We start from the raw sequence: 19,037 nt of genomic DNA on the forward strand, positions 1-19,037 counted from the left end.
AGTGAACTTTTATATGTCTTATTTTAGAAAATACAAGTGCTATAAATGCCTAGCTATTATCTTGCTCTATCGCAGGTGCTTTCCATTTGATTGTTTTTACCTCATTTTGGTTTGCTATGTTCAACGCTTTAGAGCTTCGTTTTTTGTCAAAAATCATAGCGCCTGTCATAATCAAGCTAGTTCCTATAATCACAAATAATAAGATTCCAGGTTCAAAAGCGGCTATTTGTGCTTCTACAGGAATGGCATAAAAAAGTAATACGGTAATCAAACCTCTTGGTGCTATAAATAACTGTGGCAAAATATCCTTTCCTACAAATATTCTAAGTATAATAAAACGTATAGCATAAATAGAAGCAATAATTAACGTACTTATAATCGCAACATCAAAATTAAAAAGGGAAGATACCACGATCGTAATTCCAAAAACAACAAAGAAAAACGTACGCACAACAAAAGCGGTTTCTGCTGTGATTGTATGTAACTCGTGATAGATATAATGTGCTTTTTCAAAATGTAAAAACTTCTTTAACTTTCCAGCAAAAAATAATTTCATATTAGCAATCACCAATCCAAAGATTAAAATGATAAGAAGTGATGACAAGTGCATTTTTTTACCTAATGCATACAGTAAGAGTAGTACTGCAATTAGTAGGAATAATTTAACATGACTTTTTATTTTCTGAAAAATAAGAATCAAAGCATAGCTAGCTACTAAAGAAATCACAATAGTCAATATAATGTTACCTGTAAAACCAATCACCCCTGAGTCTTCTGCAGGGTTTAATTTGCCCGTCAGGAAGTAAAACATCATGATGCCAACGATATCTGAAAAGGTACTTTCATAGATATGAAATTCCTTTTTTGCTACTTTAAGACCACTCACACTTGGAATAATAATCGCACTAGAAAGTATAGATAATGGGGTGGCATATAGCCAAGCTGACTCCATTGTCATTCCGGGAATAAAGTTATAGAGAATCAATGCTGCAATCCATGCAGAAACGATAAGTCCTATAATAGCAATAGCAAACGACTTTAGGATAGGCATTAACTTCTCTCGTTTAAGCTCTAATTCTAATGCAGCTTCTAACACAATCATAATCAGACCTACAATACCAAGTACCTCTAGAATAGGTAAAAACTTTATTTCTCCAGCATTAAAATATTTTAATAAATATTGTAATCCTACCCCAAATATAATAAGCATCAATACAGCAGGAATATTCGTTTTTTTAGAAATACTATTGAATAAAAATGAAACAATAATAATGACAGACACCTCAATGATGAGGTTATAGGATGATAATACTTCCATTAGTTGGTTGTGTTGAGTGTTTTGTTAGAAATAATATTTTTTTCTTCAAGGAAGGCGATGAGATCTTCTGAAGAGGCTCCTTTTTCTAATGAATACTGAAGCTTGTATACGTGATCTTGACCTGAAGATTTTATCGTAGGAAACTCTTCATTATTTAATATCGGGTTGTCAAATAAAATATCTAGAATCGTATCTTTAGGTAGCTGTGATTCTATATATAAGGTTTGCCTTAGAAGGCTATTTTCAATTGATTTTACTAAGAATCCTTTTTGCTCAATCTCTGAATAGTTCATGTAACGTTCACCACTTTCCGTATTCATGACAATACCAAAAGCAAGCATCCGTTTGATTTCTCCTTGAAATGTATTGGACTCTAATACAGCTCTTTCTTTAATTAAAGGATTGGTTTTTAAAACAATCCCATTTATATAGTTATTAATATGCTTAAAGCCAAAAACTCCGATGACCACCAGAAATATGGTATGGTTTAAGGGATTAATAGAGATAAGGTCTAGTAATAATAAGAGTACGGCAAAAGGCTTAAAAAACAAAAGCGCTCTTTTCAATTGATCTGTAATTTTTCTATTGGTAGCGTTTTTCTTTGTAAAACGCTTCACAGCATACACAAACGCTTTTAGTAACCAATAGCAGAGTATCAGCAAGATAAGTAATGCAAAAAAGCCCTCCCAGGTATTTATGGTATCCATTGTTTCCATTAGTTTAAGGTTCCTCTATAGATTAAAATATCTTTTACATCATTTATGATGACTGGATTAATATAGAGTTGTGATCTTTGATTTCTAAGAAGTACTTTGAGATTTGTCAATCGTTTTAAACTTGATTTGTAGTTACTCTCAAAGTGCGTTTCTACATAGGTTTTTAACCGTAGTTCGTGCATCTCTTTATGAAGAAATACAAACTTTAAAACAATAACCTCTTCAAGTGTAAAGAAGTCATAAAAAGAGTATCCTTTAGGGTTGTAAATAACTTGGTTGTCTTCTATCAGCGTAGTTCCGTAGGTCCATGATTGAAGTACTTCACCTATATTATAGTGACAGTCTCTAGCAAGTTTTAATACCTGCGATTCTATTTGTTTTTTTGAAAGTATTTCTTTTTTTTCTGAAACAAGCACTTTATGTGAGGCACCATGTCGTATTAAAAATGCTTTATGAATTTCTTCAAAAGAAGCTTTTTCTAAGGTAATGTGTGTACTAAAACTATCTGTAAATGATAAACGCTGATCTAATAGTTTTCGCATTTGTCTGGAAATACTAACAATGATCAGTACCCTATCTGATTCAGATTCTACAAAACGTAATAACGCTCTCATATTTTCGAGCAATGAATGCGTGTCATCTTGCCAAAACTCTAAATCATCAATCACTAATAATGGTCGGATACCTGACAGATTTTTTTTGATGTTTCGGAGTGCTTCCCTAATATTTTTTGTGGTCTGTATTTTTCTTCCTTCAAAAGGGATACTACTGTCTACCTTTAAGAAAATGGTATGTCTTTTAAAGTGTTTCTGTGAGATATTTTCTAAGAATGTAGACTTCCCACTTAACGGACTTCCTTCTAACAAAACCGCTTTATTAAAACCGTTGTCCCAATCTGTTTTAGCTTTCGCGAAAGCGGACTCTTGCGATTCTCTACTAACAATAAATTGGTCTCCTATAAAATTCTTATTTAAAAATAAGGTGTCATAGTGTGCATTTGCTTCTTTAAACATCCTGTAAGAAACACAACTGATGGATTGATCTATGAGACTCTGATTTGAAAATAATGTACCGCTTTCATATTTAGAATTCAGTGCATTTATTCGTTTTGTGATACTATTTTTTACAGCTGTAAAAATAGATCCTTGACTACTTGCAAATTGCGATAATGAAGATTGTATAGAAACATCTAAAAAATCTTCATCACTGTATATAAGTGTTGCTTGAAATTGCTCCTCAATCTTACCTGTGATTTCTTCAATAGTTTTATGTAACTCTTCATCCTGAATAGTAAGCGTTTGATGCACGTTTTTTAATGCTTGTAATTGAGAAGGCATCGCACCAAGTGTATCATGGCCTTTCTCTACAAGAAGACTACTTTTAAGATTTAATAAGCTATGATTAAAAAGCGTCTCCATCGTATTTTTTTGTTCCCACAAATCCATAAATAAGGGAATGATCTCAAAATCAAACCATTTTTTTACGGCTTTGTTAAAATCAATATGTCTCGTAAGTAACAGACCATTTTCTGTAGCGACGGGTAGCGTTATTGTGGTGAGTACTTTTACCTTTTCTTCTAAGTTTTTTGTATACTCGGTTTGTACAAGGTCTTTTGGGTTTTCTATAATGGCATGAGTTATCCAAGTGATCCGTTTAGGAATATCACTTGTGGTCGTCATATCATTGATAGACCCAATGGTCTCTCCAAGCAATTTAATTACTTTTTTAGACGTATCACTAGTATACAAAGCAGTATCTATAGTATATTGCCCAATTTTTTTAAATGAAGTAATCGTCCTCGTCATTGGACCATGACTTTGTATGATTTCTTTAATTTGCTGGGTAGTTTTTATAAACTGTTCGCTGTAGACAGGCCAAGCATTTTTTTGATGCCTAATGTTATCACGTAATTTTTCATTCGTTTTTTGAGAATCATATATGGCTGCTCGTTCTTCTTTGAGATGTTGTATTGCATATTGCGTTGCTTCTGTGATGATCTGTACAGAAGCGACTACATGATTGTTTACGCTAACGTTATCTATACCTCCTTCAAGTTCTTTAAGTTCAGCAATTTCTAACTGAAGCATCACATCTCTATGCAATAAGAATACGTCTTTATATATTTTGGAAAAAGCATAGTGTAGCAAGTACACTTCATTTGTAGGAACATCATGAGATGCGTTTATACGATCAAATTCTTGATTTCCTATTGCTAAGTAATCACTAGAAAGTTGTAAAAAATCTTCTTTGATGTACTGTTGTAATGCTTCGCTGGAACCTATTGTAGATAAGGTGGCTACGTAGTGTTCCATTTTTTTGAGAAACATTTCTGAAGCAACTATATCATCTACTTCTAATGATTGATTTTCCTGCATAGTGTGGGTTCCTATTTGTACAACATTTTCTTTAAAGATAAAACCTATATTTGAATGAGACCCTTATTTTTTAAAAAAGTCACTTCTCACTAAATTTTCAAAGAAAAACGTTTATATTATTGAATTAAGAAATAGCTTTGCATAAAATATGCATCAACTAAAATGAGCCCTTATCAAGAGAAACTACTGTACACCTTTATACTTCTAATTGCAGTACTTGTGGTTATACTTATCACAAAAAAAGCAATTAGTAGGTTTGGTCTTGTTCGATCTATTGAAGTGAACCGAAGAAAGGTTATTTACTACCTAAGCTACATGATTATTTACCTTATTGCTGGTTCTGCTTTGGCATTTATTTGGGGGTTTGAATTTAGACAAATTGTCATTGCACTTTCTTCTGTGTTGGCCGTTTTGGGCGTTGGCTTTTTTGCACAATGGTCTATCCTATCTAATTTAACAGCAAGTGTTATTCTCTTTTTCAATCACCCTATTCGTATTGGAGATAGAATAACAATTATAGATAAGGACTATAACTATACTGGTATTATTATTGACATTACAGGATTTTTCTTATTTATGAGAACAGATACAGGAAAAAACATCACGATCCCCACTTCTATAGTCATGCAAAAAGGGATTGAGATTTTAGATAAACTGGAAACTGGCGATGAAGAAGATCACGATTAAATACTAATTTTCAACTAGTTATCTTTTTACAGAAAGTTCTAATACACAGTAATCCTATACTGTTTTATAAAAAAAGAGCCTTCAAATTTGAAGGCTCCCGAAGAGATATACTTTTAGAATTACCAAAGATACCCGCTCCTATTTTTTTATGATTTTTGATTTATCTGTTAATCCTTTCACTTCAATTTTAGGATCTCCATACACATAAATATTACTTTTCCCCTCTGCAAATAATTCTAGATCCTTTCCTGCATATACATACACATCTGCATTATTTGAAGCATATAAGTTTACAGATGAAACTTTCATTTTCTTAGCATCAAGTTCTGCTCCATCTTTCAAATTAAAAGCAGCACTGTCTGAATCTCCTTCTAACTTTAACTGTGCTGTATCTGTTAAATTAACTGTTGTTTCTTCTCCAACAATCGCCGCCTTAAGATCAGTCCTATCATTCATTGTAATTATTGCATTTGTAGCTCTTGCCTTTAATTTACCACCAGCATTGCGTTGCATCATAATGATTAATTCTTCTACTTCAATATCTATTTCAAATACACTAGAATCAAAGGCATTAATATATAATACTTCAGATTCAATTCGTCCTTCCCCTTCAATCTTAGCATCATTTTTTAGGGTAATGTGTTCTATATTCATAAAATCTAAGCTTATTTCAAGTTTCCTACTGCTTGTAATTTCGTTAGATGTATAAATTCTTAAAACACTATCTATTACTTTAAACTGAACAATATCTTGAAGATTTTTATCTGTCGTTAATGTATACCCATTTTGCTCACCTTGCACTAAGGTTACTTCAAGTGCATCATCAATTTCTAAAGAATTAAAACTAGCCATTATGGTGTTTGTCATAGTGACCACATCTTTATCACCTTTTATTTTAGGTTTCTTTTGTGCGTATATACTTGTTGATATGATAAGAAATACGATAAGTATTATTGATTTTTTCATGTTCATTTTAATTATTAAAAACCATATTAGGGTCTATACACATCTAAGACACCATATATTTTAAAAAGTCACTTTCTAGTTTGGTTTTTTTGCTTTCGCGAAAGCAAAACCCTTCTCTTTATAAGTAATCGCCTTAAAATCGAATAATCAAGTGGTAATACACTATAAAAGAAATGAGGTGTTTTTGTTTGATACGGTCTATTATTTTTTACCTTTAGATCATTAAATAACACGACGCTCCAACCAATATCATGGGTTTTTTAAACAAAAATTTTCTGGTTCTTTTCAGCACAACCACTAGTGTTTTAAAGAAGTCTAAAGAACTTTCTGATGCCGAGTTAGTCGCTCAAATTGTCGCTACAAACAACACGTTACTATTTAGTACGCTCTACGATCGCTATAGTAAGAAAGTGTATAATAAATGTTACAGTTTTGCTCGTAATGAAGACGAAGCAGAAGATTTAACGCAGGATGTTTTTCTAAAATTATTTACAAAGCTGAATACGTTTAAAGGAACTGCAAAATTTTCTACTTGGCTATATGCATTTACCTATAATTTTTGTGCTAACTACGTAAATAGAGATAAGGAGCATAAACTGAGTAAGGAATCTGATACGATGGATGACCACGAGTATCACTTATCTCATATAGAAGACATTCAGGAAGAGGAACTTTTTGATTTAAAAGCATCTAAGCTAGAAAAAGCACTTAATCGTATTGATCCTGAAGACAAAGCGATCTTATTACTAAAATATCAGGATGATAGTTCTGTAAAAGAAATTCAAGCAGTATTAAAAATTGGAGAAAGTGCTGTTAAAATGCGTCTTAAAAGAGCACGCATACGTGTAGTAGAAGAACATAATAAAATAGAATAAACTTGAAAAAAAATCCATTTAAAGAAATAGCTACTCACAAAGAGACACCTCCTGAACTTAAAAAAAAGGTGCTGGGAGAGATTGCGTCTATAGGTTTGCTAAGTGATATGGTAGATCTTTTTTCAATAAAATTTGCTGCTGTTATCGAAAGTGCCTTAAAACCATCAAAAGAAGCTGTTACTAAGAAAAAATAAATATAAGTGACTTACATTATTTTTCTGTGTCTCAATAGATATTCCAAATATCTATGCTGTATGGGAAGAAAAAATCCTTTTAAAGAAATAGGCTATCCTAAAAAAGAAGTTCCAAAGGAACTCCGTAAGAAAGTCTTGAATGATGTGGCTGCGGTTAAACTGCTTATAGATATGAACTCCTTATTTACTGCAAATTATAAAAACACATTCTCTAGTATCTTCTTCACTGAAAAGAGATCTAACCAAACCAATTAAAGCATATACTTATGGATAGAGTTGCCAAATTCTCAGACCTTACATTTCAATCATTAAAAGCAATGGGAGAAAAGATAGTAACTGCACTGCCTGATATTCTTGGAGCCATCATCATCCTTTTTTTAGGATGGCTGATTACTAAATTTATAGTCTATCTGATTAAAAAAGTATTGAAGATTGCACGTGTAGACAAACTCACCCAAAAACTCAATGACTTAAAAGTTTTTGGGAATTCAAAAATCAAGTTCAATATTACAAAAATAGTTACCGTCTTTGTAAAATGGATTATGATGTTAGTCTTCCTTATTATTGCTGCAGATATTATGAATTGGGAGATCGTCTCTTTGGAAATAGGGAATCTTCTTCGATATTTGCCAAGATTATTCAGTGCGATAGCCTTATTTATGGTAGGTATCTATATCGCTAAATTTGTCAAGAAAGCCATACAAGGGTTTTATGAAACATTTGATCTAGCAGGATCAAAAATTATAAGCACACTTGTGTTTTATATTATAGCCATCATCATTACCATTACCTCCTTAAATCAAGCAGGAATTGATACCACTGTGATTACAAATAATGTGACGGTTATTCTAGGTGCTTTTTTACTTGCAATAGCTATTGGATTTGGGTTAGGATCCAGAGAGATTATTAGTGACTTGTTACGTACATTTTATACAAGAAAAAATTTCGAAGTTGGTGACGTTATTAAAATAGAGAACCTTAAAGGCACTGTCGTTTCTATAGACAATATATGTATGATATTAGCTACAAACACAGGTAATGTAGTGATTCCTATAAGAGATATTGTTGAAACCAAAATAGAAATCATAAAAGAGTAAATTTAAACGTATATAGGCACCCGTTATTTATTACTTTTATATCTCATTTGAGTTTTACATACTATAAACAATTTAAATAAAGAAAAATGTCAATTTCAGAATTATACGAATCTGGAGGTCAAAAGAATAATATAGCCCATTTTGCTGCTATTGCAAACGTTGCTATTGTAGATGGTGAAGCTAATGAACAAGAAAAAGCATTACTGCTTAAATTTGCGCATAAGTTATCGATCCCTTCAGATACCTTTGATAAAGTAATAAAAAATCCAGGAAAATATCCTATAAATCCTCCTAGCGTAAAAGAAGAACGCTTAGAATACTTATATGATCTCTTTAAAATGATATTTGTAGATCATAATATTGATGAACACGAGATGAAGATCATACATAGATATGCTATTGGTTTAGGTTCTTCCTCAGAAGCTGCTGACGAATTAATCAAAAAATCTATTAAGATTTTTAGCGGTAATATTGATTTTGAAGATTATCAATATTTGATTACTAAGAAAAACTAAATATACTACCTCGACATAAGTATCTGGAAGATATACATAGAAAAACCTGATTACATTTATGTGTAATCAGGTTTTTCTATGTATACGATTTATTGGATTGAGAATCTCTTATTCCTTCAGAAATTAAAGTCTCAATACTATTTCTTAAACTTAAGTTTTTTCTCAATGGCTTCTATCATAATATTTGCGATATCAAGTCCTGTTGCCGCTTCAATCCCTTCTAAGCCTGGAGATGAATTTACTTCCAATAATAAAGGTCCTTTATTAGAACGTATGATATCTACGCCTGCTACAGGAAGTCCTAAAATCTTTGCTGCTTTTACAGCAAGTTTGCGCTCTTCTAGTGTTACCTTAATTTTTGAAGCAGATCCGCCTTGGTGTATGTTTGCCCTAAACTCTCCTTTTGCAGCTTGTCGTTGCATAGAGGCTACAACCTTCCCGTTTACAACAAAACAACGTATGTCCTGACCGTTTGCTTCTTTAATGAACTCTTGTACCAAGATGTTTGTCTTTACGCTCTTAAAAGCGTTGATTACACTCTCTGCTGCCTTTGAGGTTTCGGCTAGAACAACTCCTTTCCCTTGGGTACTTTCTAATAATTTAACAATGAGTGGCGCCCCATTGACCATTTTTATAAGATCTTTTGTATCTAAAGGAGAATTTGCAAAACCTGTAATAGGGATATGAATATCGTTTTTGGCAAATAACTGTGTTGCTTGTAATTTATCTCTTGATTGTGTGATGGCATCGGCAGAGTTAAGACAATAGGTACCCATGGCATCAAACTGACGAATAAGAGCACAGGCATAAAACGTAACAGAGGGTTTAATACGAGGAATAATCGCATCAAATTCATCAATCACGTTACCTCCTCGATATCGTATTTGAGGTTCTCTTGCATCAAACTTCATATATGCCTGCTCTACATTAAGAAATATCATCTCATGACCTCGCATACGACCAGCCTCCATCAAACGTTTATTACTAAACAAATCTGGGTTACTTGCTAGTAAAGCAATTTTTAAACCTGTTTTCTCACTATGAATCATAGTGTACATATTTTCCAAATCTTCTTCTGAAATTTCAGAAACCAGATATGTAGCAGAGGGGTTTACCAAATAACGGTTTTGTAATGCCTCACGTCCTAGCAACATTCTAAATTCCATAGAGTCACGGTTTGCCAGGGTTAACTCTATCTCAAAGGTATCTTTTCCAAAGGTAATTGGAGCCTTAATCACAATTCGTTCTTCAGAAATTCCCATCGAACTTTTTACAGATCGCTTTGCGTGTACTTTTGCCTCACAGGTAATACTTATGCTTCTATTCACTTGTAAAGGATTCACCTCAAAGCTTACCCATTCTTGATTCTCCTTAAAGAATGTTTTGATAGCATTCGCTTGTATAGACGAGGTTTTAGCACCTGAATCTACACGCGCTTTTATTGCTGGTATCCCAAAGGTTTCAAAAGAGCACCACTCTTCACTTCCTATTATTTTTAAGTTTTCCAAACTAATATTTTATAAATGAATTTTAATATGATACAAATAAACATCCAAATGGTTATTTATATATGTATTTGATTTTATTTTTTTCTAAGTTCAAACAAATCTTTTCGTCTATCTCTAAGGTTTTTTACAGCCCCAAACTGATTTAATTCTCTAAGCAAATCTATATCTACATCTGCGATAAGGATCATTTCTGTATTTGGGGTAGCTTCGGCTTTGATCCCATTTGTTGGAAATGAAAAATCACAAGGTGTAAAGACCATCGATTGCGCAAACTGAATGTCCATATTTTCTACATTAGGTAGATTACCTACACTTCCTGCAATGGCAACGTAGCATTCATTTTCTATAGCTCTTGCTTGAGAACAATGACGCACACGAGAATATCCGTTTTGAGTGTCGGTTAAGAAGGGAACAAATAAGATATCCATTCCTTCGTCTGCAAGTAATCTGCTTAGTTCTGGAAATTCAGAATCATAGCAAATAAGAACACCTATTTTACCACAGTCTGTGTCAAATGCTTTGATCTGACTTCCTCCCTGCATTCCCCATACTTTTGCTTCATCTGGTGTTACATGTAGTTTTTCATATCGATCTACACTACCATCTCGACGACATAAATAGCCTACATTATATAAGCGACCATCTTTCATTTCTGGCATACTCCCTGAAATAATATTGATGTTATAGGAGATTGAGAATTCTGAAAATTTCTGTACGATTGCTGCCGTATGTTTTGCTAGTTCTCTAATAGCGTCTGGTGTACTTAAATGGTTGTCTTTTGCCATTAAGGGTGCATTGAAGAACTCTGGAAACAAGACAAAGTCTGATCGATATCCAGCGACAGCATCTATAAAGTACTCAGCTTGATTCAATAATTCATCTAAATCCTTATAGGGACGCATCTGCCATTGTATCAACCCAAGACGAACATTTTTTTTCTTTGTCGCTGCTTTTTTACTCGGCTTCTTGTAGTAGATATTATCCCATTCCATTAATATCGCAAAATCACCTGAGTCTCTATCACCTTCTAAGTAGCCATTCATCACTCTAGTAGGATGAAAATCATTAGATATTTGGAAGTTTAATACGGGATCATTAATTTCTTTACGCTTTACTTTTTCTATATATTCTTTAGGTGAAATATTTTCTGAATATTTGCTATAATTAGGCATTCTTCCTCCAAAAGCAATTCCCTTTAAGTTCAATTTTTCACATACTTCTTTGCGATAATCATAAAGTCTTCTTCCTAAACGCAATCCTCTAAACTCAGGTTTGATAAATACATCAACGCCATATAGAACGTCACCATCATTTGTATGCGTGTTAAAAGAGTAGTTACCTGTAATGTCTACATAGGTATGATTTTCTTTAAAATCATCATAATTTACAATAATAGACAACGCACAACCAGCTAGCTGTCCGTTAATTTTTATGACTACTTGTCCTTCTGGAAATTTATGAATAAGCGATTTTATGTGATGTTCTTTCCAATACGAATCTGGCATATTTGTATATGCAGAAATCATTGTAGTTTTAAGCTCTTGATAATCATCTAAATCAAGAAATTTTAATTCGATATTTTCTATATCTTTTGTTTTCATATATTTTAGTTGCCAAAGATACCTTTAGCTTTCTTTTAACTTGTTTTATAGTATATACTCTTTGGAAGTATAGAAGCATATTGATTTCTATAGAGGTCTATATAGATTTGTAAATCAACACGTTTTACGTATTTCGCGTAAGCGTATTTATATAGAACTTTAGTTACTTTCTAGATTCCTTAGGGTCAAACTGCTCAATAGGCGGCTGCTTTAATAAGACACCTATTAATTTGCTTTTTTTCTAAATTGATCACAATACAACGCAACAGCACTACGATCTTCTTTGTCTAAAAATTCTAAAGCGTCATACCACGATACCCAAATTGCGTTTTTGAACTTTTCAGGTTCTAATACTTCGATATTTACAATAGGTTTTGTTGTGATAAAGTAGTGCTTGTAGACGACTCTTTTTTCTTTCGTAATATTCCTTATAGAAATAAAATAAGTAAGCTCTTTCTTTTTTAGTTTGACACCTATTTCTTCACGGGTTTCTCTTATAAGCGATCTATAATCTGATTCCTGTTTCTTTTGAATTCCTCCTGCTAAGGTGTACTTTTTCTTGGCATCTATTTTTTCAAGCACCAAGATATTGTCCTCTTTAAAGGCTATAAGACGTGATTTATGAATTGCTTTAAAAGTTTTCAAGAATGGTTTACGTTACATTGCGTAAAATCTAATCCTTATTCAAAAGGATCTTGAACTGCGTCTGGATCAGTTGCATCAAGGTCTTCATACTCTTCCTCATCATAATCTTCCATTACTTTTTCAAGCTTAGCACTTACTTTTACCAAATATTTTGTGTCTTCTGTCACAATCTCAATAGCTTCTATTAAATCATAGTTTGCATTTCTAAACCTAATAACATCTGCATCATCATAGCCGTCAGGATATTTTTGCACTACAAGAGCTAAAATTTCTGGCGTTAGCTTTTTAAAATCTACGATAACTCTTTTAAGGTTAGGGTTTTGATTCTTTTTCATAATTACATATCTAATAGGTAAGCAAATATTAAGGGTGCTACGATAGTAGCATCAGATTCTATAATGAATTTTGGTGTATTCATATCCAATTTTCCCCACGTGATTTTTTCATTAGGTACAGCACCACTATAAGACCCATAACTTGTTGTAGAGTCACTTATCTGACAAAAATAACTCCAGAAAGGGGTATCGGTACGTTCCATATCTTGATATAACATAGGTACTACGCAAATAGGAAAATCACCAGCTATCCCTCCTCCTATTTGAAAAAAGCCAATTCCATTAGTAGAATTATCTGTATACCAATCTGCCAGGTAAGTCATATATTCTATCCCTGACTTCATGGTACTTGCTTTAAGTTCTCCTTTCATCACGTAGCTAGCAAAAATATTACCCATCGTACTATCTTCCCAACCAGGAACAATAATCGGTAGGTTTGCTTTTGCAGCGGCATACATCCAAGAGTCTTTTATATCTATCTCGTAATGTTTTTCTAATACTCCAGAAAGTAATAGCTTGTACATAAACTCATGAGGGAAATAACGCTCACCAGCAGCTTCAGCATCTTTCCATATTTTGACAATATGCTCTTGAATCCTTCTAAAGGCCTCTTCTTCAGGAATACAAGTATCTGTCACACGGTTTAAACCACGTTCTAACAAATCCCATTCGTCTTGAGGAGTTAAATCGCGATAGTTAGGTACACGCTCATAGTGACTGTGTGCGACAAGATTCATAATATCTTCTTCTAGGTTTGCCCCAGTACAAGAGATAATATGTACTTTATCTTGACGAATAATTTCTGCAAATATCTTCCCTAACTCTGCTGTACTCATAGCGCCTGCTAGAGATACTAACATTTTAGAACCTTTTGCGAGTTGATCTTCATATCCTTTGGCAGCATCTACCAGAGAGGCTGCATTAAAATGCAAATAGTATGTAGACAAAAATTGAGAAATAGCTCCTTTAGTCTTCATCTTGATCGTATTTTAACTTATTGATATTATTTTCTTCTTGAAAACTATAAAGATTGTCATTTTCTTGATCCTGATCTTGCTCTTTGAATTTGTAGCTCAACATTTTGTAATAAAGTTTTGCGGCAAGAAAATCTGAAGACTTATCTACTTCATTAGGACATAGTTCTACAATATCAAATCCAACTACATTTTTTTGTTCGAATATACTTTTAAGGAATTCTAAGGTTTCGTACCAGAATAATCCTCCTGGCTCTGGTGTTCCTGTGCTTGGCATAATTGAAGGATCGAGTGCATCCAAGTCAAAAGTGATATATACGTTGTCACCTAATGATTCTACAACCTTGTCCACCCAATAATCATCTACTGCCATCTCATGTGCAAAAAACACATTATCTGGACGCATTACAGACTTTTCTGAGATATCCATACTACGAATCCCTACTTGTATTAGGTTTGTAGTTTCGTTTGCTTCGTGTAAAGCGCACGCATGGTTATAAGGTGAACCTTCGTATTCTTTTCTTAAATCTGCATGTGCATCTATGTGCAGTACTGTAAGATCTTGATAGCATTCATTAAAAGCACGTATAGCTCCTATAGACACAGAATGTTCTCCACCAAACATAGTGACAAACTTGTTGCGTTTTATATGATCCTTGATCATTTCATGTACTGTATTCACCATAGCCTCTGGAGAGCTACTTTCTGTGATAGCATCTGCTAGGTGGATTCCTTGTTTGTATACTTGAGTATCGGTTTCTATATCGTAAAGCTCCATATTTTCCGAAGCGTGTAAAAATGCTTCTGGACCTTTATCAGCTCCTTTACCCCAAGTACTTGTTCCATCATAAGGAACGGGAATTAATACTATTTTTGAAGCATCAAGGCTTGCATATTTTTCTGGAATCCCTGCGTATGTATTAAACGTTTTCATTGTATTTTGTTCTAATTTGTTTTGACTTAGTAAGAGGTTTAAATAGGCTCACTAACTTCAGGTATGGTTTTTTTTGCTTTCGCGAAAGCGTTATTAATATCATAATCATATCCAAGAATAGACAGTAATTGCTCCGAGGTTTGCTGGTTTGCAAACACCGAAGTTGTGATCTCTCCATCTTCATTGCGATCTATTAAAATATGTTTAGGTGTTGGGATCAAGCAATGCTGCAATCCACCAAAACCTCCGATGGTCTCTTGATAAGCACCGGTATTGAAAAAGCCGATATAGAGTGGTTTTTCTTGAGTAAATTTAGGTAAATAGATTGCATTCATGTGTTGCTCACTGTTGTAATAATCATCACTGTCACAGGTAAGACCTCCTAATAAAACGCGTTCATATTCTTTATCCCACCCAGAAATAGGCAACATCACAAACCGTTTATTAATTGCCCAAGTATCTGGCATTGTGGTGATAAATGAAGAATTAATCATATTCCACTTTTCTCGATCATTTTGTTTTTTCTGATAGAGCACTTCATAAATAGCGCCTCCTGCTTCACCTACCGTAAAGCTACCAAATTCTGTAAAGATATTAGGTACATCAACGCCAGCCTCATCACAGGTTTGCTTAATCTGTCGGATGATCTCATCAATCATGTACGCATAATCATACTCAAAAGCGAGCGAATTTTTTATAGGAAAACCACCGCCTATATTGAGACTATCAAGCTTTGGATTTTCTTTTTTAAGAGCTACGTACACCTTCAAACACTTAGAAAGTTCATTCCAGTAATAAGCTGTATCACGTATCCCTGTATTAATAAAAAAATGTAGCATCTTAAGCGTTACCTTAGGATTGTCCTTAATCTCACTGTTGTAAAAAGGTACAATATTTCTATATCCTATCCCAAGTCTGGACGTATAAAATTCAAACTTAGGCTCTTCTTCTGATGCAATTCGGATTCCTATAGTATAGGTGCCGTCTATGACTTCGCTAAGTAAGTTAATTTCTTCATAGTTATCAATAATAGGTATGCAGTTTTTATGTCCGTTATTGATAAGTCTTGCAATATTTTGTATGTATTGATCACGTTTAAAACCATTGCTTATAACATAAGTTTCATTCGTTATTTTTCCTTGTGCTTTCAGGTTTTCAACAATATCCATATCAAAAGCAGATGAGGTTTCAATATGAATATCATTTTTAAGAGCCTCGTCTAACACGTGTTTAAAGTGTGAGCTCTTGGTGCAATAGCAGTAATTATATGAGCCTTTATAGTCATTTTCTTTAATTGCATTTGCAAACCATCCTTTTGCTCTGTTTATATTTTCAGATATTTTAGGGAGATATGTAAACTTTAATGGCGTACCATATTTTGCTGTAAGCGCCATGAGATCAATCCCATGAAAATTGAGTGTATTATTTTTAAGTGTGAACTCCTCTTGTGGGAAATCAAAAGTTTGATCTATAAGATCAATATATTTTGTTTTCATTATAGTGTATGTTTGAAAAATTAGAATGTGTTAGATGTTGCTTGTAAAGCAATTGAAGATATATTTCTAATAACTCAAATACGAAAGATAAAAATAGTAGAAGGATCAAAGCTTTTTTGCTCCAACAGACGATACATCGTTTTAATTTCAGAAGTCAACCTGATAATTCGGTTCCCTATCCCTAGGGTAGCTTTTGGAGTAGACTTCTTTATACTCCTGAGCCCAAATCTGAAAAAATCTTTCATTTAATTAAAGGCAATTCGTTCTTTAATGTGAACTCATTATCATAACAAACATACTAAAAAAATGTATTGATTATTTTTTTTTGAAATTTATTTTAATAAAGTAATGATTTATTAACGATAAAAATACAACTATCTAATTAGCAACGCTTAGAGACTTTTTAGAGTAAAAAATACATATTCTTCACGAATCATTATTTATGGCTATACCCGAAGAGTATGTTTTATAATTTTCTTATCAAGATATTTGGAGTAATTTATAGGCTCATATTAAAATTGCATATAAGTACATCTTCAAAATTAATAGGTTAACAACCATTTGCTTGATCGGTCTGAGGACAAATTGGACGATCATACGTTTTGGCTGGAGGACAACCCATAGGCCGATCACTTATATCACATATTCCCGATCCTCCCATAATAGCTTCTGAATCTGTGAGCTTAGAAATTGTCAACTTGTCTAAGGATAATTTTTTTAAAGATTCTTTTCTCATCTTTTATTTTTTAGGGTTTAAGATACAAAAAATACATAGCAAACCAAGTTAAAATGAATCTTAAGCGATGTATGAATCAACTATTACGCACTAAAACATGTAAGGTTTTTATTATTTTATGCAGATTTTTTTAAATTTTTTATATAGTATGAAGGAGTGATGCCTGTTTTTTTCTTGAAAGCTGCTGTAAACGACTCGGCAGAGTTAAAACTTGCTTCTTTGGCAACTCCTAAAATCGTATAACGATGTAGTGTTGGATTCACTTTTAACTCATTAAGAATATACTCAATACGTAAATCATTAATGTAGTGAATAAATGTCTTTCCCTTATACGTATTAATGATTTTAGAAAGGTATTTCGTATTTGTTGACAGCTTCCTTGCCAAAGAACTAATAGTTATAGTACTCTTTAAAAATCCATTCTTAGATTCAAAAACAAGCAATTTATCTAAGATCACAGCGACTACGTCTGGATCAATATTAAGGCTTTGAGAAGATGTTTTTAATGACGCCGATTCTTTGCTACTTTTCGTGGGTTTTTCATTTAACGCAGCAATAATAGTATCAAATCGCTCTCTGTATATTTTATGTTTCCTGATTTGAAGAAAAAACAAGAATGTTATAATAACAAACAGAATAAGCAGGGAGAGTACTTTTGTGCTAAGACTTTGATTTTTATTCTTTAATTTTTGAATTAAAAGCTCTTTACTTTTAACTAATTCAGGAGTATCAAACTCTGAATTTAATGTATTTGTTGTATGAATTTTCCTAGCGTTCGTAATACTATCAAATCTTATTAATTTATTAATTGTACTTAAGTGTTCTTTGTAATTATTACTTGCTTTATAATCCTTAATGAGAGAAACATACGCATCTCTTACTTCTGGAAGTATCAAATCCGTTTTTGTAAGCAAAGAGTCAACTTTTAAAAAATAACCTGTATCGTCTTTTTCATTAGAAATTAGAGATATTTTACCTAAATAAAATTGAGCAATGATATAATATTTCAAATCGTACTGAGAAGTAAGATTTGCTAAAGATGCCCCCTTCTGTAAAAAAGAATATGCTTTATCTATGTTTTTTTTATAGAACAAATTAACCCCTTCATTAATCATAGCAACGCTTAATGCATAGGTATGATCTTTATAAATCTTATCAATTACCAAATCGTAGTAATAAGAAGCCGAGTCATATTTTTTTTCATTCCTATATGATTCTGATAAGTTTAAAGAGATTTGAACTATCACACTAGAATTTGGAAATTTCCTTTTTTGTTCAAGGTCAAGACACGTTTTATATAATATCAATGCCTCTTTATAATTTCCAATATCCTTTTTAATATCTGCTATATTATTAAGACCAATAATTTCATAATCTTTATCATTCTTCTTTTTTGAAAGTCTCAACACCTTAAGATATTGCTGTAGCGCATTTTCATAATCATACGCATTTTGATAATACAACCCCAACCTATTATATGCGGCTATAGAGTATAAAGAATCGACACTATTACTCTCTGTTAATGACTGATTGACAAGATCAAACTGTCTTTCTCTATCGTCTGTATAATAAGAAAGATAATTCAACGCAATAGATCGTTTTATTCTATCATTGGCCGCAGTCGCTTTATGTAGATATGCATTAAGATATTGTATAGAAGAGGTCGTATCCTCTGCGTGTTGCGCATATTTTTTGTATAGATACTCATAACTTTCGTTTGCCAATGAATCTGGTATTATAGAAGCGCTCTTCTGCCCTAACAAAAGAGAATTGAAACTAAAAATTAACCAAAATAAGAAATAGAACTTTGTATTTGAACGCATATTTAATTTTGAGACTTAGGGGTGCAAACAATTTTGCATCTAAAATAGTTAAATCAAAAGTATCTATTTGCTATGACGCCTGAATAGTCACATTTCACATCACTTAATGATGGTTTTAATAGTACGCTTTTGCGAAAGCGTACACAACATAGACTCCTTCAATTCGATAGTTAAGATTTAAAAACCAATTCGTATAAGACAAAAAATAAAAATTCCTACTAGAAAATCTGTAACATAGTATC

19 protein-coding genes are annotated in these 19,037 nt (G+C 32.8%); 6 read left to right on the top strand and 13 right to left on the bottom strand.

Translation table 11 applies throughout. The annotated features are described in order from the left end of the window. Nucleotides 1-49: 49 nt before the first annotated feature. The 3 genes from Q0505_RS16210 to Q0505_RS16220 are packed head-to-tail and all read right to left on the bottom strand — an operon-like array spanning nucleotide 50 to nucleotide 4,409. A complete protein-coding gene (locus tag Q0505_RS16210) occupies nucleotides 50-1,318 on the bottom strand; it encodes a cation:proton antiporter (RefSeq protein WP_299215116.1) in 1,269 nt (422 codons plus the stop codon). After that, nucleotides 1,318-2,034, bottom strand: coding sequence for a hypothetical protein (locus Q0505_RS16215; RefSeq protein ID WP_299215119.1), 717 nt, complete (start codon nucleotides 2,032-2,034; stop codon nucleotides 1,318-1,320). Before Q0505_RS16215 ends, Q0505_RS16210 begins: the two co-directional genes overlap by 1 nt. After that, nucleotides 2,034-4,409: a hypothetical protein gene (locus tag Q0505_RS16220; protein WP_299215122.1), complete on the bottom strand. Its 2,376-nt coding sequence runs from the start codon at nucleotides 4,407-4,409 to the stop codon at nucleotides 2,034-2,036. The genes Q0505_RS16215 and Q0505_RS16220 overlap by 1 nt, the downstream gene beginning before the upstream one ends. A gap of 162 nt (nucleotides 4,410-4,571) precedes the next feature. On the opposite strand from Q0505_RS16220, the gene Q0505_RS16225 reads away from it, so the two are divergent. After that, nucleotides 4,572-5,096 (top strand): mechanosensitive ion channel domain-containing protein, encoded by a 525-nt coding sequence (locus tag Q0505_RS16225; RefSeq protein WP_299215124.1) that lies wholly within the window; start codon nucleotides 4,572-4,574, stop codon nucleotides 5,094-5,096. Between the two features lie 138 nt (nucleotides 5,097-5,234). Here the strand turns inward: Q0505_RS16225 and Q0505_RS16230 are convergent, their stop codons facing one another. After that, nucleotides 5,235-5,963, bottom strand: coding sequence for a DUF2807 domain-containing protein (locus Q0505_RS16230; protein WP_299215127.1), 729 nt, complete (start codon nucleotides 5,961-5,963; stop codon nucleotides 5,235-5,237). Between the two features lie 350 nt (nucleotides 5,964-6,313). On the opposite strand from Q0505_RS16230, the gene Q0505_RS16235 reads away from it, so the two are divergent. The 5 genes from Q0505_RS16235 to Q0505_RS16255 all read left to right on the top strand — a co-directional run bounded on the left by Q0505_RS16235 (nucleotide 6,314) and on the right by Q0505_RS16255 (nucleotide 8,743). Further along, nucleotides 6,314-6,937 (top strand): RNA polymerase sigma factor, encoded by a 624-nt coding sequence (locus Q0505_RS16235; protein ID WP_299215129.1) that lies wholly within the window; start codon nucleotides 6,314-6,316, stop codon nucleotides 6,935-6,937. A 2-nt stretch (nucleotides 6,938-6,939) separates the two neighbouring features. Continuing rightward, nucleotides 6,940-7,131, top strand: a complete 192-nt coding sequence (locus tag Q0505_RS16240) for a hypothetical protein (RefSeq protein WP_299215132.1) — start codon at nucleotides 6,940-6,942, stop codon at nucleotides 7,129-7,131. A 60-nt stretch (nucleotides 7,132-7,191) separates the two neighbouring features. Continuing rightward, nucleotides 7,192-7,386 (top strand): hypothetical protein, encoded by a 195-nt coding sequence (locus Q0505_RS16245; protein WP_299215135.1) that lies wholly within the window; start codon nucleotides 7,192-7,194, stop codon nucleotides 7,384-7,386. 11 nt (nucleotides 7,387-7,397) lie between these two features. Next, nucleotides 7,398-8,228 (top strand): mechanosensitive ion channel domain-containing protein, encoded by an 831-nt coding sequence (locus Q0505_RS16250; protein ID WP_299215138.1) that lies wholly within the window; start codon nucleotides 7,398-7,400, stop codon nucleotides 8,226-8,228. Nucleotides 8,229-8,314: 86 nt separating this feature from the next. Next, nucleotides 8,315-8,743, top strand: a complete 429-nt coding sequence (locus Q0505_RS16255) for a TerB family tellurite resistance protein (protein WP_299215141.1) — start codon at nucleotides 8,315-8,317, stop codon at nucleotides 8,741-8,743. A gap of 137 nt (nucleotides 8,744-8,880) precedes the next feature. Here the strand turns inward: Q0505_RS16255 and rimK are convergent, their stop codons facing one another. The 9 genes from rimK to Q0505_RS16300 form a co-directional block, all read right to left on the bottom strand. After that, nucleotides 8,881-10,251, bottom strand: coding sequence for a 30S ribosomal protein S6--L-glutamate ligase (gene rimK / locus Q0505_RS16260; RefSeq protein WP_299215143.1), 1,371 nt, complete (start codon nucleotides 10,249-10,251; stop codon nucleotides 8,881-8,883). 74 nt (nucleotides 10,252-10,325) lie between these two features. Next, a complete protein-coding gene (locus Q0505_RS16265) occupies nucleotides 10,326-11,852 on the bottom strand; it encodes a bifunctional GNAT family N-acetyltransferase/carbon-nitrogen hydrolase family protein (protein ID WP_299215146.1) in 1,527 nt (508 codons plus the stop codon). A 225-nt stretch (nucleotides 11,853-12,077) separates the two neighbouring features. Further along, nucleotides 12,078-12,497 (bottom strand): NUDIX hydrolase, encoded by a 420-nt coding sequence (locus Q0505_RS16270; protein ID WP_299215148.1) that lies wholly within the window; start codon nucleotides 12,495-12,497, stop codon nucleotides 12,078-12,080. 35 nt (nucleotides 12,498-12,532) lie between these two features. Continuing rightward, nucleotides 12,533-12,832: a hypothetical protein gene (locus Q0505_RS16275; RefSeq protein ID WP_299215151.1), complete on the bottom strand. Its 300-nt coding sequence runs from the start codon at nucleotides 12,830-12,832 to the stop codon at nucleotides 12,533-12,535. Nucleotides 12,833-12,834: 2 nt separating this feature from the next. Then, a complete protein-coding gene (locus tag Q0505_RS16280; RefSeq protein WP_299215154.1) occupies nucleotides 12,835-13,809 on the bottom strand; it encodes a deoxyhypusine synthase family protein in 975 nt (324 codons plus the stop codon). Continuing rightward, nucleotides 13,799-14,740, bottom strand: a complete 942-nt coding sequence (gene speB / locus Q0505_RS16285) for an agmatinase (RefSeq protein ID WP_299215157.1) — start codon at nucleotides 14,738-14,740, stop codon at nucleotides 13,799-13,801. Before speB ends, Q0505_RS16280 begins: the two co-directional genes overlap by 11 nt. Before the next feature lie 38 nt (nucleotides 14,741-14,778). Next, nucleotides 14,779-16,236, bottom strand: a complete 1,458-nt coding sequence (locus tag Q0505_RS16290) for an arginine decarboxylase (protein WP_299215160.1) — start codon at nucleotides 16,234-16,236, stop codon at nucleotides 14,779-14,781. Between the two features lie 550 nt (nucleotides 16,237-16,786). Beyond that, nucleotides 16,787-16,972, bottom strand: a complete 186-nt coding sequence (locus tag Q0505_RS16295) for a class I lanthipeptide (RefSeq protein WP_299215162.1) — start codon at nucleotides 16,970-16,972, stop codon at nucleotides 16,787-16,789. A gap of 116 nt (nucleotides 16,973-17,088) precedes the next feature. Continuing rightward, nucleotides 17,089-18,696 carry an AraC family transcriptional regulator gene (locus Q0505_RS16300; protein WP_299215165.1) on the bottom strand — a complete coding sequence of 536 codons (1,608 nt, stop codon included), beginning with the start codon at nucleotides 18,694-18,696 and terminating at the stop codon, nucleotides 17,089-17,091. Nucleotides 18,697-19,037 lie beyond the last annotated feature (341 nt).

Origin of the sequence: uncultured Dokdonia sp., from assembly GCF_937910895.1 — a bacterium.
Lineage (GTDB): Bacteria > Bacteroidota > Bacteroidia > Flavobacteriales > Flavobacteriaceae > Dokdonia.

Excerpts from the sequence above, each read along its gene's own strand:
- Q0505_RS16280 (WP_299215154.1), bottom strand. The coding sequence starts at position 13,809 with ATGAAGACTAAAGGAGCTATTTCTCAATTTTTGTCTACATACTATTTG.
- Q0505_RS16225 (WP_299215124.1), top strand. The coding sequence starts at position 4,572 with ATGAGCCCTTATCAAGAGAAACTACTGTACACCTTTATACTTCTAATT.
- Q0505_RS16220 (WP_299215122.1), bottom strand. The coding sequence starts at position 4,409 with ATGCAGGAAAATCAATCATTAGAAGTAGATGATATAGTTGCTTCAGAA.
- Q0505_RS16210 (WP_299215116.1), bottom strand. The coding sequence starts at position 1,318 with ATGGAAGTATTATCATCCTATAACCTCATCATTGAGGTGTCTGTCATT.
- Q0505_RS16250 (WP_299215138.1), top strand. The coding sequence starts at position 7,398 with ATGGATAGAGTTGCCAAATTCTCAGACCTTACATTTCAATCATTAAAA.
- Q0505_RS16265 (WP_299215146.1), bottom strand. The coding sequence starts at position 11,852 with ATGAAAACAAAAGATATAGAAAATATCGAATTAAAATTTCTTGATTTA.
- Q0505_RS16245 (WP_299215135.1), top strand. The coding sequence starts at position 7,192 with ATGGGAAGAAAAAATCCTTTTAAAGAAATAGGCTATCCTAAAAAAGAA.
- speB (WP_299215157.1), bottom strand. The coding sequence starts at position 14,740 with ATGAAAACGTTTAATACATACGCAGGGATTCCAGAAAAATATGCAAGC.
- Q0505_RS16290 (WP_299215160.1), bottom strand. The coding sequence starts at position 16,236 with ATGAAAACAAAATATATTGATCTTATAGATCAAACTTTTGATTTCCCA.
- Q0505_RS16235 (WP_299215129.1), top strand. The coding sequence starts at position 6,314 with ATGGGTTTTTTAAACAAAAATTTTCTGGTTCTTTTCAGCACAACCACT.
- Q0505_RS16230 (WP_299215127.1), bottom strand. The coding sequence starts at position 5,963 with ATGACAAACACCATAATGGCTAGTTTTAATTCTTTAGAAATTGATGAT.
- Q0505_RS16295 (WP_299215162.1), bottom strand. The coding sequence starts at position 16,972 with ATGAGAAAAGAATCTTTAAAAAAATTATCCTTAGACAAGTTGACAATT.
- Q0505_RS16275 (WP_299215151.1), bottom strand. The coding sequence starts at position 12,832 with ATGAAAAAGAATCAAAACCCTAACCTTAAAAGAGTTATCGTAGATTTT.
- Q0505_RS16215 (WP_299215119.1), bottom strand. The coding sequence starts at position 2,034 with ATGGAAACAATGGATACCATAAATACCTGGGAGGGCTTTTTTGCATTA.
- Q0505_RS16255 (WP_299215141.1), top strand. The coding sequence starts at position 8,315 with ATGTCAATTTCAGAATTATACGAATCTGGAGGTCAAAAGAATAATATA.